At 57.8% G+C, this 14,003-nt stretch carries 11 protein-coding genes; 4 read left to right on the top strand and 7 right to left on the bottom strand.

Annotation, left to right across the window (positions count from 1 at the left end; translation table 11 throughout):
- Positions 1-138 precede the first annotated feature (138 nt).
- Positions 139-264: a division septum protein Blr gene (gene blr, locus AB8846_RS19015; RefSeq protein ID WP_168112406.1), complete on the bottom strand. Its 126-nt coding sequence runs from the start codon at positions 262-264 to the stop codon at positions 139-141.
- Positions 265-507: 243 nt separating this feature from the next.
- Between blr and AB8846_RS19010 the strand changes: the two genes are divergently transcribed.
- The gene (locus tag AB8846_RS19010; protein WP_370733397.1) at positions 508-1,548 is read left to right on the top strand and encodes an oxidoreductase; all 1,041 of its coding nucleotides are present in this window, start codon (positions 508-510) and stop codon (positions 1,546-1,548) included.
- Between the two features lie 51 nt (positions 1,549-1,599).
- Here the strand turns inward: AB8846_RS19010 and add are convergent, their stop codons facing one another.
- From add to malX, 3 genes are all read right to left on the bottom strand, one after another.
- Complete coding sequence (gene add / locus AB8846_RS19005; RefSeq protein WP_370733396.1) at positions 1,600-2,601, bottom strand: adenosine deaminase; 1,002 nt, start codon at positions 2,599-2,601, stop codon at positions 1,600-1,602.
- A 96-nt stretch (positions 2,602-2,697) separates the two neighbouring features.
- Positions 2,698-3,870, bottom strand: coding sequence for a MalY/PatB family protein (locus AB8846_RS19000; protein ID WP_370733395.1), 1,173 nt, complete (start codon positions 3,868-3,870; stop codon positions 2,698-2,700).
- Between the two features lie 48 nt (positions 3,871-3,918).
- A complete protein-coding gene (gene malX, locus AB8846_RS18995; RefSeq protein ID WP_023335462.1) occupies positions 3,919-5,511 on the bottom strand; it encodes a maltose/glucose-specific PTS transporter subunit IIBC in 1,593 nt (530 codons plus the stop codon).
- Positions 5,512-5,688: 177 nt separating this feature from the next.
- Between malX and AB8846_RS18990 the strand changes: the two genes are divergently transcribed.
- A complete protein-coding gene (locus tag AB8846_RS18990) occupies positions 5,689-6,717 on the top strand; it encodes a Mal regulon transcriptional regulator MalI (RefSeq protein WP_370733394.1) in 1,029 nt (342 codons plus the stop codon).
- 105 nt (positions 6,718-6,822) lie between these two features.
- Here the strand turns inward: AB8846_RS18990 and AB8846_RS18985 are convergent, their stop codons facing one another.
- Complete coding sequence (locus tag AB8846_RS18985) at positions 6,823-8,355, bottom strand: YdgA family protein (RefSeq protein WP_370733393.1); 1,533 nt, start codon at positions 8,353-8,355, stop codon at positions 6,823-6,825.
- Positions 8,356-8,454: 99 nt separating this feature from the next.
- Positions 8,455-9,630 carry a mannose-6-phosphate isomerase gene (gene manA / locus AB8846_RS18980; protein WP_370733392.1) on the bottom strand — a complete coding sequence of 392 codons (1,176 nt, stop codon included), beginning with the start codon at positions 9,628-9,630 and terminating at the stop codon, positions 8,455-8,457.
- Between the two features lie 199 nt (positions 9,631-9,829).
- Between manA and fumA the strand changes: the two genes are divergently transcribed.
- Complete coding sequence (gene fumA, locus AB8846_RS18975; RefSeq protein WP_121423513.1) at positions 9,830-11,476, top strand: class I fumarate hydratase FumA; 1,647 nt, start codon at positions 9,830-9,832, stop codon at positions 11,474-11,476.
- 182 nt (positions 11,477-11,658) lie between these two features.
- Positions 11,659-13,053 (top strand): class II fumarate hydratase, encoded by a 1,395-nt coding sequence (gene fumC, locus AB8846_RS18970; RefSeq protein ID WP_370733391.1) that lies wholly within the window; start codon positions 11,659-11,661, stop codon positions 13,051-13,053.
- On the opposite strand, the gene tus is transcribed toward fumC, so the two are convergent.
- Positions 13,054-13,983 (bottom strand): DNA replication terminus site-binding protein, encoded by a 930-nt coding sequence (gene tus / locus AB8846_RS18965; protein ID WP_370733390.1) that lies wholly within the window; start codon positions 13,981-13,983, stop codon positions 13,054-13,056.
- Between the last annotated feature and the right edge of the window lie 20 nt (positions 13,984-14,003).

Raw genomic sequence — 14,003 nt, 5'->3', positions numbered from 1 at the left:
GGTAATGCGACGAAATTAGGAGTTTTCTTTGCTGAAATTCAGGCATCAGACGATGCCTGGAAGAGAAGGTTAACCGTGTTCACCAGGGCTGGCAATAAGTAACTGACATATTATGTCACTCTTTATTGCAGTAACCGGTTACTTAGGTTGGGCGACTGTGACAGGCTCCGGCGGCTGGTAGTTATCGATATGACTGGCAACGCCCAGCAAAATGACCGAAACCCCAAGGACAATCCATCCCGCTAATTCAATGATTCGATTAATAATTGACGTCATGATTCGTAATTGTACTTTATCCATAAATACAGGGCGCAAATGTTACAGCGACGTTTCCCCGACGGCAAGCGCTTTGGGAACGGTTCCCTTAAACAAAATCAGTAGGTTAATACTATGTAACAAAAACAACCCGTACAACCTGCTATTTTAAGTCATATGGCACATTATTAATCTGTGGTCATGTCAGGTTAGCCAGTGTGAAATAAGAACGTCATAAAAGAGGATGGCACTATGAGTGATAATATCCGCGTCGGGCTTATCGGCTACGGGTACGCGAGCAAAACGTTTCATGCGCCTCTGATAGCCGGGACGCCAGGGATGGCGCTGGCGGCGGTATCCAGCAGCGATGCCGCTAAAGTCCATGCCGACTGGCCCTCCGTGCCGGTTGTCTCTGAACCTAAACACCTTTTCAACGATCCAAATATTGATTTGATCGTCATCCCCACGCCGAACGACACCCACTTTCCGCTGGCAAAGGCCGCGCTGGAAGCCGGTAAGCACGTGGTTGTCGATAAGCCCTTTACCGTCACGCTGTCTCAGGCTCGCGAGCTGGATGCGCTGGCAAAGAGCCTGGGCAGGCTGCTGTCGGTGTTCCATAACCGCCGCTGGGACAGCGACTTTCTGACGGTAAAAAGGCTTCTCAGCGAGGGCACGCTAGGGGAGATCCTCTTTTTTGAATCGCACTTTGACCGCTTCCGACCGCAGGTAAGAAACCGCTGGCGCGAGCAGGCCGGTCCGGGCAGCGGTATCTGGTACGATTTAGCCCCGCATCTGCTCGATCAGGCCGTCAATCTTTTTGGTCTGCCGGTGAGCATGACGGTCGATCTGGCCCAGCTCCGGCCCGGAGCGCAGACGACCGATTACTTCCACGCGGTGCTCAGCTACCCGCAGCGGCGGATTGTGCTACACGGCACGATGGTCGCGGCCGCAGAATCGGCCCGCTATATCATTCACGGCACGCGCGGGAGCTACGTGAAGTTTGGTCTCGATTCGCAGGAGGACCGACTGAAAAGCGGTGAACGTTTGCCGCAGGAAGACTGGGGCTATGATATGCGCGACGGCGTGGTAACGCGGGTTGAAGGTGAAGAGCTGGTAGAGGAGACCTTGCTGACGATCCCGGGGAACTATCCGGCCTATTATGCGGCCATCCGCGATGCGCTGAACGGCACGGGAGAGAATCCGGTTCCGGCCAGCCAGGCGATTCAGATTATGGAGCTGATTGAGCTGGGTATCGAATCTGCCAAACATCGCGCCACGCTCTGTCTGGCATAAGTTTAAACGTTTTGTAGGCCGGGTAAGCGTCAGCGCCACCCGGCAACGGTGTTAACCGCGAGCCACTTTATCTTTCAGCGTCTGCTTCTCTTCAGGCGTCAGGAAGGCAATTTCCAGCCCGTTGATCTGCGCCTGACGGATCTGCTCGCGGCTCAGACCCGCCTGCGGTGCGGCGGTGTTGTACTCGTGGATGATATCCACGCCCTGTACCGCCGGATCGTCGGTGTTCAGCGAGGCCAGCACGCCGTGCTCGAGGAACGTTTTCAGCGGATGATGTGCCAGCGTTGCCACGGTGCTGGTCTGAATGTTAGACGTCAGGCACGACTCAATCCCGATACGCTGCTCCGCCAGGAAATCCATCAGGGCGCGATCTTCTACCGCCTTCACGCCGTGACCGATACGCTCGGCGCCCAGCTCGCGGATGGCCTGCCAGATGCTTTCCGGGCCTGCCGCTTCACCTGCGTGCACGGTAATGTGCCAGCCGGCATCGCGCGCGCGGTTGAAGTGGGAGAGGAACAGACTGCCCGGGAAGCCCAGCTCGTCGCCGGCGAGGTCGACGGCGGTGATGGCATCGCGATGGGCCAGCAGCGCTTCCAGCTCCTGCAGGCAGGCGGCTTCGCCGAACGTGCGGCTCATAATGCCAATCAGACGGGCCTGAACGTCGAAGGTTTTACACCCTTCACGGACGCCTTCAATGACGGCTTCCACCACGCCTGCAACGGGCAGGTTGTGGGTCATCGCCATGTAGCCCGGCGAGAAGCGCAGCTCGACGTAATGCAGGCCGTTACGTGCCGCATCTTCAATGTTCTCAAACGCCACGCGGCGGCAGGCATCCAGCGAGGCCAGCATCTTCACGCCCCAGTCGAGTTTGCTCAGGAAGCTGACCAGGTCCGGTTCATTGGAGGTCACCTGTACGTGCGGGATCAGCGACTCAAGCGTCTGCGCTGGGAGCGTTAAATTGAACTGGCGGCCAAGATCGAGGATGGTTTGGGCACGAATGTTACCGTCAAGGTGACGATGAATATCAGTTAAAGGCAGGCGTGTATCAATCATGGTCGCACTCTTTTCTGGTTAAAGTGCGCCATATTATAAAAACAAAACGGGGTAAAAAGCTATTTGCGCAAGGGAATATTCCGTTGCGCAAATTGATTACAGGAGTGCGTTAATCCCGGCGATGAGGCGTTGAACGCCTTGTTCCAGCTTGCTGCGCGGGCAGCCCGCATTCAGGCGAACAAAGCCATTTCCCTCTTTGCCGTAGGTATATCCCGGCATGATGGCGACCTTTTGCTGCTCGATCAGCACTTTTTGCAGCGCCCGATCGTCAATATTCAGCGGGCGCAGGTCAATCCAGGCCAGATAGGTCGCTTCCGGCGGCTGCCAGTTCAGATTCGGAAAAGCGCCGTTTAATTCGCGAGCGATATACAACAAATTCTCTTCCAGATAACCCCGCAGGGCATCCAGCCACGGCGCTCCCTGCTGGTAGGCGGCGATATGCGCCGTTAGCGCCAGCACGGAAGGGGAAGAGAGCCCGTCCCGGCCTTTTAGCGCGCTGAGATAACCGTTACGGCTCTCTTCATCGCCAATCAGGCCGTAAGCGCCCGTCAGCGCCGGAATATTAAAGCTTTTCGAGCCGGAGGTGAGAAGCGCCCATTTGCCGCGCGCCACCACGTTCCACGGCGTGTGACGATGCTCACCCCACACCATATCCATATGGATTTCATCGCTGATAACCGCCACGTCATAACGCGCGCACAGCTCCGCCATCTGCGTCAGTTCCTCCCGCGTCCAGACCTTGCCGGTCGGGTTTTGCGGGCTGCACAGCAGCAAAATTTTGTTTTCAGGTTTCGCCAGGGCTGCTTCCAGCGCAGCCATATTTCCCTGCCAGCCAGTTGCATGCTTTTCCATCTCGACGGGCACCACATGACGCGCATTGCCTTCAATGGCTTTGTAAAACGCATCGTATGCCGGGGTGTGTACCACCACGCCGTCGCCGGGGTTTGACCAGAGGCGAATCAGCTCTGACACCATGTAAATGACGGAAGGGCCATAAACAATCGATTCGGTCTCAATCTGGCTATGAAAGCGCTGCTGGAACCAGTGCGCGACGGCGGCGAGAAACTCATCGTTCTTCCAGCGGCTGTAGCCCAACACGCCGTGATTGATGCGCTGGTGCAGCGCGTCGGTAATGCAGGGTGCGGTGGCGAAATCCATATCCGAGATGGTGAAGGGCAGCAGGTCGGCCGCGCCAAAGCGGTCGGCGACGTAGTCCCACTGCGTACACCAGGTGCCGTGTCGATCCACGACGGTAGAGAAATCAAACATGACGTTAATCCTTAAAGTAAAACCCCCTCATGAGAGGGGGCTGAGGCATCAGGCTTCTACTGTTCGCATCAGGGTGGCCAGCTCATCCTTCACCGACTGTACCTGCGGGCCGATAACCACCTGCAAATTGTGCTGATTTAACTGTACCACGCCAATGGCCCGGTTGGCTTTCAGGGCGTTGGTATCCACTTTTGACATATCCGCCACCGACAGACGCAGGCGGGTAATGCAGTTATCCAGAGAGGTGATGTTATCTGCACCGCCCAGCGCCGCCAGAATGGCCGGGGTGTTATAGCCGGATTTGCCCACGGTCCCGGCAACCGCCTGTTCAACGCTGCTCGCCGTTTCAACATCGCGGCCGGGCGTTTTCAGGTTAAAGCGGGTGATGGCGAAGCGGAAGATACCGTAATACACCGCAAACCAGATAGCCGCCACGACCGGCACCAGATACCACTTGGTGGACAGGCCGTGCAGGATGCCGAACACCACGAAGTCAATCACGTTGCCGTCGGTATTGCCGATGGTCACGCCCAGCACCGCCATCACGGTAAAGCCCAGACCGGTCAGCACCGCGTGGATGAGGTACAGCACCGGCGCGACGAACAGGAACAGGAACTCGATTGGCTCGGTGGTACCGCCCACGACGCAGGCGATCACGCCGGAAATCAGCAGGCCTTTAATTTTATGACGGTTTTCCGGGCGCGCGCAGTGGTACATCGCCAGCGCGGCACCCGGCAGGCCGCCGAGGAAGGCAGGCATTTTACCCTGAGACAGGAAGCGGGTGGCGCTTTCGGAGAAGCCGTGGGTGGTCGGGCAGCTCAGCTGCGCCTGGAAGATGGTCAGCGCACCGCTCACGTCGTGACCGCACACCTCCATCGTCCCGCCCGCTTCGGTGAAGCGAATCAGGGCCACCAGGATATGCTGCAGGCCAAACGGCAGGAGCAGACGCTCGCCGGTGCCGAAGATCATCGGACCAAAATCTCCCGCGCCGTTGATGATACGGCCAATGCCGTTGATGCCCATTGCAAAGACCGGCCAGATCAGCGGAATGATCAAACCAAACAGGCCCATCACCACCAGGGTGATAATCGGCACGAAGCGGGTACCGCCGAAGAAGGCCAGGGCATCCGGCAGGCGGATATTGTGGAAGCGCTCGTGCAGCATCCAGATAATTACACCCGCGATCACTGCCCCGAGGATACCGGTATCAATAGACTGGATGCCAATCACGCTCTGAATGTTGTTGGCTTTCAGCACGGCAGCGTCGGTGGTCGGCAGAATGCCTTTCGCAGTCAGCCAGAAGTTAACCGCGAGGTTCATCACCGCGTAACCGACAAAACCGGCAAATGCCGCGACGCCTTTATTTTCGCGCGCCAGGCCCAGCGGGATGGCGATGCAGAACATGACGGGCAGGAAGCTAAACGCAAAGGAGCCGACTTTACTCATCCAGATAAAGATCGCCTGCAGCACGGGGGTACCGAGGAACGGGATCAGCGTGATGACGTCTTTACTGCTTAGCGAGCTGCCGATCCCGAGCATGATCCCGCAGAACGAGAGAAGTGCCACGGGCAGCATAAAGGTTTTACCCAGTTGCTGGAAAAATTCCCACAGCGATATTTTTTGTGCTGCTTTCGCCGTCATAAAACGACTCCTTTATTGTTAAAATCAGTTTGTCTGCTTCAATGCTGCGAGAAGATAAAACGTTTTATCAAAGTTTAGTGCGCGCTAAATCACATTCTCAGGCTTTGACTGGTAGTATAAAGATATCGTATTGATAAAACGTTTTACCGATCTCATTTCAGGGAGTCACGCCGACACATGGCTGTAGCGAAAAAAATCACCATCAACGATGTCGCGCTGGCGGCGGGCGTTTCCGTCAGCACCGTTTCTCTGGTGCTAAGCGGGAAAGGGCGCATCTCTCCTGCCACAGGTCAGCGGGTGAACGAGGCGGTTGAACAGCTGGGCTTTGTGCGTAACCGCCAGGCGTCGGCGCTGCGCGGCGGGCAAAGCGGGGTGATTGGCCTGATTGTTCGCGACCTGACGTCACCTTTCTATGCAGAGCTGACCGCCGGGTTAACCGAAGCGCTTGAAGCGCAGGGGCGGATGGTCTTTCTGCTGCACGGCGGTCGCGAGGCCGATCAGCTTCTCTCCCGGCTCGATATGCTGCTGAACCAGGGGGTGGACGGGGTGATCGTCGCCGGAGCGTCGGGCGTGGGCAGTGAACTGTGCGAGCGTGCCGCCGATAAAGGCGTGCCGCTGGTGTTTGCCTCACGCGCCAGCTACCTGGACGAGGCCGACACGCTGCGCCCGGATAACATGCAGGCCGCGCAAATGCTGACCGAGCATCTTATTCGCCGCGGGCATCAGCGCATTGCCTGGCTGGGCGGGAAAAGCTCGTCCCTGACCCGCGCCGAGCGGGTAGGCGGCTATTGCGCGACGCTGATTAAATACGGTCTGCCGTTCCACAGCGAATGGGTCGTGGAGTGTGAATCCAGCCAGAAGAAAGCGGCGGAAGCGATAGGCGCGCTGCTGCGAAGCAATCCGACGATCAGCGCCGTGATTTGCTACAACGACGTGATTGCCATGGGCGCCTGGTTTGGCCTGATCCGCGCCGGGCGTCAAGGCGGCGAGGGCGGGGTGGAAACCTTCTTCGGCCATCAGGTGGCGCTCGGGGCGTTTGCCGACGTCGGTGAAAATGCCCTCGACGACCTGCCGATCGTCTGGGCCACCACCCCTGCGCGGGAGATGGGCTACACCCTGGCGGACAGGATCATGCAGCGCATCGACAATACGGATGTGCAGGCCGGGCACCAGATTGTGGCGGCGCGACTGGTGCCGGTGAAATAATCTCCGCTGCACATCGCCCGGCGGCGCTGTGCTTGCACGGGCCTACAAGGTCGATCGTAGCCGCCACCCGGCAATAAAAAACCCCTCATGCGAGGGGTTTTGCGTTTATTGCTGCGGTGCCGCCGGTTCGGCTGGCGCTGCCGGTTCAGCCGGTTCCGGCATCCCCAGCGTTGGCATACCAAACATGCCGACGAAGTCTTCCAGCGGCATCTTGTCGCCGTTGAGCGTTACCTGGCCGTTGGCATACTGCAGGCTGGTGGAAATCGTGTTGTTTTCCACTTTAGTGATGCGGAACATCTGGCCCATTGCCGCCAGACCTTTCACCTGTTGGCTAGCCAGCTTGCCGGCGTCTTCATCGCCGTAGCCTTCCAGCTTCGCAATTTGGGTCATAAACTCGGTCGCCATATCCATCGGGATGGTCAGCTTGCTGTCGAGCGACTTCACGCTGCGATCCACTTCCTGCGCCAGCGTCTGCGGCTCGCCCGTTGCGGTTGCCGGATCTTTCAGGAACAGTGACAGGTTGAAGTTGGTTTCGCCTTTGCTGTTTTTCCAGCTCAGCGGCGCAACGGTAATCACCGGCTCGCCTTTCAGCAGGATAGGCAGGTTGTTGAACAGTACCGCCATCGCCTGCTGCTGGTACACCTCAGGGTTCTGCTGCAGCGCGGCATCGGTCAGCAGCGCCTGGCTCTCTTTGCTGTATTTCTGGCTAAACTCGTGCCACGCCTGGCCGTCGATATTGCCGATCTTCAGCGACAGTTTGCCGGTGCCCAGATCCTGATTCTGCACTTTCAGGCTCTTCAGCGTGTAGTCCAGCTGGGTGTTGATGCTCTTACCGTCTTTGGAAACGTCGGATTTGCCGTTGACGTCCATGCCTTCCAGCACGGCCATCTCTTTCCCTTCAACTGCAATGGCAACCTTGTCGAGAGACAGTTTTTGATCGCCGATACGCTCCTGGAAATCGGTCATTCGGCTGTTGCCGTCGGCTTTCAGGTTGCTGAAGGTGAGCTGAACCTTTTGGTTATATTCGTTCACGGCATTGACCAGGCCGCTTTCCGCTTCACCCGTCAGGGAGAACACGTTTCCGTCGCGGTCAGCATCGAGTTTAAAGTGACCGCCGCTGAAGGCGACTTTCTCATTCTCTTTCTCGTAGTTCAGCGCTTTCAGGGCAATATCGGAGCTTGTGTCACCGGCATAGCTAATTCGGGTATTAATGTCGAAAGGCGATTCATTCTTCGCCAGGTCAAACAGCGGTTTGGTGACGTCGTTATTCACCAGCACGGTATGAACGGACGCCATCGACGGGATCAGGTTAAAGGACTTCAGCTGCGCCAGCGGCAGCGGGCCGTGGCTCACCACCTCGTCCAGCACCACGCTCTGGCCCGGTTTCAGCCAGCCGTTTGCAGCACCGGCAACCGGCTTCACCACCAGCTGCATACGGCTGGTAAACACGCCGCGATGATAGTTCTGGTAGCTCAGCTCAAGTCCTGCTTCCGGCGCGCTGCGCTTAATCTCTCCGTTAGCCTGCGCCACCATCTCAGCCAGACGGCCTTCCAGCTGTTTCCCGGTAAACCAGGAGGCACCCGTCCAGACCACGCCTAACGCTACAATCACTCCAACCGCTACGACCGATTTTTTCATTGCGACTATCCCTAAAATGAAACCAGGCGGTAAAAACCGCCTGGAGATATTAAGCCTGCAACTAGCTTAGCAAGAGTTGTTAAAAAATTCAGTAAGTGCTTAAAGCTTATTGAAAACGCGCGCCAGGCGACCAGTGCCGCTCACGCTAACCGGAGACTCATTGGCTGCAACGAACGCTGACTCACCGGGCTTAAGCACCAGACGCTGTTCGCCTTTGTGCAGCGTCGCTTCGCCCTCCACGCAGAACAGGATTGCCGCGCTCTCCTGCGCGATGGCGGTTTCTGCCTGGTTCAGGTCGTGCAGGGAGAAGGCAAAATCTTCAACCGGAATCGGGAAGTCCAGCTCTGCGCCGTTTTTCACCGGCTGAGTCAGCAGCTCCGCGGCAGGTTTCGCCACGAACTTCACGTTGGCAACCAGCTCAGGAATATCGATGTATTTCGGCGTCAGGCCCGCGCGCAGCACGTTGTCGGAGTTGGCCATCACCTCCAGCGCCACGCCCTGCAGGTAGGCGTGCGGGGTTTCAGCGAACAGGAACATCGCTTCGCCCGGGTTCAGCTTCACTACGTTCAGCAGCAGAGGAGAGAACAGGCCGCTGTCGTCCGGGTAGAATTCGGAAATCAGACGGATGGTCTCCCACGGTTCACCTTGCTGGCTGTCCAGGGCCGCTTTCAGCACCGCCAGCGCGTGAGATTTCTCTTCACCCTGCATATTCAGCAGGCTGGCAAACAGCTGGCTCAGCGCGTCTGCGTTCGGGTTTTCGAGGAAGTGGGCGATAGCCTTGCTGGCACCCGCGACCGGTTGCAGCAGAGAAATAATCTCTGAAAACTCGCGGAACGCGTTCATTGCCAGGAACGGGGTCAGCGCAAAGACCAGCTCCGGCTTGTGGTTAGGATCTTTGTAGTTACGCTCGGCGGCGTCTAACGGGATACCGGCCGCGTTCTCTTTTGCAAAGCCAATTTCAGAGGCTTTCTTGTTCGGGTGAACCTGGATGGAGAGCGGCTGGTCGGCGCACAGCACCTTGAACAGGAACGGCAGTTCGCCGAAGCGGTGAGCGACCTTGTCACCCAGCAGCGCGGTTTTATCGGCATCAATTACGTCACGCAGGCTGCGTACCTGGCCGCTGGCGTCTTCAATTTTTGAGCTGCTCTTCGGGTGTGCCCCCATCCACAGTTCTGCCATCGGCAGGTTGTTCGGGTTCGCGATACCGTAGAGATCCGTTAACGCAGTTTTACTTCCCCAGGCGTAGTTTTGCACTGAGTTAATGAGTTTTTGCATTATCAAGCCCTGATTCAATTGTGGAATTAACTCCGGGTATTAAAGCAATAAACCTCATGGAAGTAACCTGTGGATGTAAAAAGTCGTACTAGTCTCAGTTTTTGTTAAAAAATTGTGTAGGATAAGCTGACTCGCTTTTAAGCCGGGCAGCGGAACATCTGCCCTGAATAAACAGACCGAAGCAGTAAGTGAGAGACCAATGTCGAATAAACCCTTCCATTATCAGGATCCTTTCCCCCTCAGTAAGGATCGGACCGAATATTACCTGTTAACCCGCGATCACGTCTCCGTCTCTGAGTTTGAAGGACAAGAGATCCTCAAGGTAGAACCGCAGGCGCTGACGCTGCTGGCGCAGCACGCTTTCCACGACGCCTCGTTTATGCTCCGTCCTGCGCACCAGCAGCAGGTTGCCGATATCCTGAGCGACCCGCAGGCTAGCGAAAACGATAAATACGTTGCCCTGCAGTTCCTGCGTAACTCAGACATCGCCGCGAAAGGTGTTCTGCCAACCTGTCAGGACACCGGTACGGCGATCATCGTCGGTAAAAAAGGCCAGCGCGTCTGGACCGGCGGCGGTGACGAAGCGGCCCTGGCGCACGGCGTCTACAACACTTACACCGAAGATAACCTGCGCTACTCGCAAAACGCGGCGCTGGATATGTACAAAGAGGTCAACACCGGCACCAACCTGCCTGCACAGATTGACCTCTACAGCGTCGACGGTGACGAGTACAAATTCCTCTGCATCGCCAAAGGCGGCGGTTCAGCCAACAAAACCTATCTCTACCAGGAAACCAAAGCGCTGCTCACTCCGGGCAAGCTGAAGAACTACCTGGTTGAGAAGATGCGCACCCTCGGCACCGCGGCGTGCCCGCCGTACCATATTGCCTTCGTGATCGGCGGTACGTCGGCTGAAAGCACGCTGAAAACCGTCAAGCTGGCCTCAACCAAATACTATGACGGCCTGCCTACCGAAGGTAACGAGCACGGCCAGGCGTTCCGCGACGTACAGCTTGAGCAGGAGCTGCTGGAAGAGGCGCGTAACCTGGGCCTCGGGGCGCAGTTTGGCGGCAAATACTTTGCCCACGACGTGCGCGTGATCCGTCTGCCGCGTCACGGAGCCTCCTGTCCGGTCGGGATGGGCGTGTCCTGCTCTGCGGATCGCAACATCAAGGCAAAGATCAACCGCGAAGGCGTGTGGATCGAAAAACTGGAAAACAACCCGGGCAAATACATTCCGGAAGAGCTGCGTAAAGCGGGTGAGGGGGAAGCGGTTCACGTCGACCTGAACCGTCCGATGAAAGAGATTCTGGCGCAGCTTTCGCAGTATCCGGTCTCGACCCGTCTCTCCCTGAACGGCACGATTATCGTGGGCCGCGACATCGCGCACGCGAAGCTGAAAGAGCGTCTGGACAACGGCGAAGGGCTGCCGCAGTACATTAAAGATCATCCGATCTACTACGCCGGCCCGGCGAAAACGCCTGAAGGCTACGCGTCCGGTTCGTTAGGCCCGACCACGGCAGGCCGCATGGACTCGTACGTTGACCAGCTGCAGGCCAACGGCGGCAGCATGATCATGCTGGCGAAAGGTAACCGCAGCCAGCAGGTGACGGACGCCTGCCACAAGCACGGTGGTTTCTACCTGGGTAGCATCGGCGGCCCGGCTGCGGTGCTGGCGCAGGGCAGCATCAAGAGCCTCGAGTGCGTGGAATACCCGGAACTGGGCATGGAAGCGATCTGGAAAATTGAAGTGGAAGACTTCCCGGCGTTTATCCTCGTGGATGACAAAGGTAACGACTTCTTCAAACAGATCCAGTCGTCTCAGTGTTCGGCGTGCGTGAAGTAATTCTGTAAATTGCCGGGTGGCGCTGGCGCTTACCCGGCCTATATTCTCGTAGGTCGGGTAAGGCGAAGCCGCCACCCGACGCCAATAAGAGCGCACAAAGCGCCATATCGTTTCCCAGAAGTCATCAATACTTATCCCTTAAGCATGTGAGCAATCCCTCTTTTGTTATCAAGGAGAAAGTAATGACCACGGTACGCCATGAGAAAGACTCGATGGGCGCCATCGACGTCCCGGCCGACAAGCTTTGGGGCGCGCAAACCCAGCGTTCGCTGGAGCATTTCCGTATCTCAACTGAAAAAATGCCCGTCTCGCTGATTCAGGCGCTGGCGCTCACCAAACGCGCAGCCGCTAAAGTGAACCAGGATTTAGGCCTGCTGACGGCAGACAAAGCGACCGCCATCATCAGCGCCGCCGACGAAGTGCTGGCGGGTAAGCATCCCGATGAATTCCCCCTCGCCATCTGGCAGACCGGTTCCGGCACCCAGAGCAACATGAACATGAACGAAGTGCTGGCGAACCGGGCGAGCGAACTGCTGGGGGGCGTGCGCGGCATGGAGCGTAAGGTCCACCCCAACGATGACGTCAACAAAAGCCAGAGTTCCAACGACGTCTTCCCGACGGCGATGCACGTGGCGGCGGTGATTGCTATCCGCGAGCAGCTTATTCCGCAGCTCAACGTTCTGAAATCCACGCTCAACGAGAAAGCGCAGGCCTTCCGCGACATCGTCAAAATTGGCCGTACGCACCTGCAGGACGCCACGCCGCTGACGCTCGGCCAGGAGATTTCCGGCTGGGTGGCGATGCTGGAACATAACCTGAAGCACATTGAATACAGCCTGCCGCACCTGGCGGAGCTGGCGCTCGGCGGGACGGCGGTCGGGACCGGGTTAAACACCCATCCAGAATACGCGGTGCGCGTGGCGGAGGAGCTGGCAAACATCACCGGACAGCCGTTCGTTACGGCGCCCAATAAGTTTGAAGCGCTGGCGACCTGCGATGCGCTGGTCCACACCCACGGCGCGCTGAAAGGGCTGGCGGCCTCGCTGATGAAAATCGCCAACGACGTGCGCTGGCTGGCCTCGGGTCCGCGCTGCGGCATCGGTGAAATCAGCATCCCGGAAAACGAGCCGGGCAGCTCCATCATGCCGGGTAAAGTCAACCCGACCCAGTGCGAAGCCATGACCATGCTCTGCTGTCAGGTGTTGGGCAACGACGTGGCCGTCAACCTGGGCGGTGCGTCCGGCAACTTCGAGCTGAACGTCTATCGCCCGATGGTGATCCACAACGTTCTGCAATCGATTCGTCTGCTGGCAGACGGGATGGAGAGCTTTAACGAGCACTGTGCGGTAGGGATTGAGCCGAATCGCGAGCGTATTAGCCAGTTGCTCAATGAATCCCTGATGCTGGTGACGGCGCTGAATACCCATATCGGCTACGACAAGGCCGCCGAGATCGCTAAAAAAGCGCATAAAGAGGGGCTGACGCTGAAAGCCTCCGCCCTGGCGCTGGGCTATCTCACGGAGGCAGAGTTCGACGCCTGGGTTCGCCCGGAGGCAATGGTCGGCAGCCTGAAATAATCAACCCGCCACATACAGGTGCAGCCGCGGAATAATCAGCTGCAGCGGCTGCGCCTGAGGTCTGTAACGGTGCTGGACGTTGTCCGCATCGTAATTCAAAAGCTCACCAATATCCGGCACGATGGCCCCCTGATCGGCATCATACAGCGCAATCAGCGGCGTCGGACAGGCATACTGAACCTGTTTTTGCTGACCGGAGTACCAGACGCGGGCGATAGGCTGCACCTTCACCGGGCGCTTTATCTTGAGGCGCGTGTCCGCCGGCAGCGAGGCGATGCTGTGATACTCCTGCTCCAGGCGCTCAATCCACTGTTCACGCGACCACGGTGCGACGGTGCGCGGCGTCTTCAGGCTTTTTTCCAGCTGCGCCAGAATCTCATCCCGGGTGAAGTTTTTAATGATGTGCTTATTCGCCCAGCCGAAGCGCAGCGTGGCGGGGTGACGCAGTACCGTTAGCGTGCGATAGGCGTTCAGGGTAATCAGCCCCGGAAGCTGGCGGTGCACCCATTCAAACCGGGCGGCAGGGGCGAGGCCGGACTCTTCGGTGATGATCTTTTCAAAAGCCGCTTTCAGGGTGTTGATATGGGTAATCTGGCTTTCCAGCGCGTCGCGCGTTGTCGCATCGGTTTGCAGGCAGATCACGCCGGGCAGACGCACGGCCGCCTTACTGCTGCGGTTTTCTGACTGCTGCTGGATAAACAGGCGGCGATAGTGCTTCAGCGCCAGCTCAAGGGCGGCGCTGCCGATGTGCTGTTCAACCTCGATGGCGTCCAGCGGGTCGTGCTCGGCCCCTTTAGCCACCTCGGGCAGGGTAAAGACGCGCGCGGCCAGCAGGCGGCAGGTCTGCAAACGTTCGGTCAGGGTCAGGAGCTCGTGTTCTATTTCCCGAAACGTGCCGTTCAGCCGTTCGAGGAGATCGTATGTGGCCATAAGCACTCTCATTAGTTACA

The organism is Enterobacter sp. KB-221C9 (assembly GCF_041320715.1).
GTDB lineage: Bacteria > Pseudomonadota > Gammaproteobacteria > Enterobacterales > Enterobacteriaceae > Enterobacter > Enterobacter asburiae_D.
Note: the sequence above shows the minus strand (reverse complement) of the source record. Positions and strands in the feature narration are given on the sequence as shown.

What these genes read in the sequence shown, in the direction of transcription:
- AB8846_RS18985 (WP_370733393.1), bottom strand. Translation starts at nt 8,355, where the DNA reads ATGAAAAAATCGGTCGTAGCGGTTGGAGTGATTGTAGCGTTAGGCGTG.
- AB8846_RS19010 (WP_370733397.1), top strand. Translation starts at nt 508, where the DNA reads ATGAGTGATAATATCCGCGTCGGGCTTATCGGCTACGGGTACGCGAGC.
- tus (WP_370733390.1), bottom strand. Translation starts at nt 13,983, where the DNA reads ATGGCCACATACGATCTCCTCGAACGGCTGAACGGCACGTTTCGGGAA.
- AB8846_RS18990 (WP_370733394.1), top strand. Translation starts at nt 5,689, where the DNA reads ATGGCTGTAGCGAAAAAAATCACCATCAACGATGTCGCGCTGGCGGCG.
- fumC (WP_370733391.1), top strand. Translation starts at nt 11,659, where the DNA reads ATGACCACGGTACGCCATGAGAAAGACTCGATGGGCGCCATCGACGTC.
- add (WP_370733396.1), bottom strand. Translation starts at nt 2,601, where the DNA reads ATGATTGATACACGCCTGCCTTTAACTGATATTCATCGTCACCTTGAC.
- fumA (WP_121423513.1), top strand. Translation starts at nt 9,830, where the DNA reads ATGTCGAATAAACCCTTCCATTATCAGGATCCTTTCCCCCTCAGTAAG.
- malX (WP_023335462.1), bottom strand. Translation starts at nt 5,511, where the DNA reads ATGACGGCGAAAGCAGCACAAAAAATATCGCTGTGGGAATTTTTCCAG.
- manA (WP_370733392.1), bottom strand. Translation starts at nt 9,630, where the DNA reads ATGCAAAAACTCATTAACTCAGTGCAAAACTACGCCTGGGGAAGTAAA.
- AB8846_RS19000 (WP_370733395.1), bottom strand. Translation starts at nt 3,870, where the DNA reads ATGTTTGATTTCTCTACCGTCGTGGATCGACACGGCACCTGGTGTACG.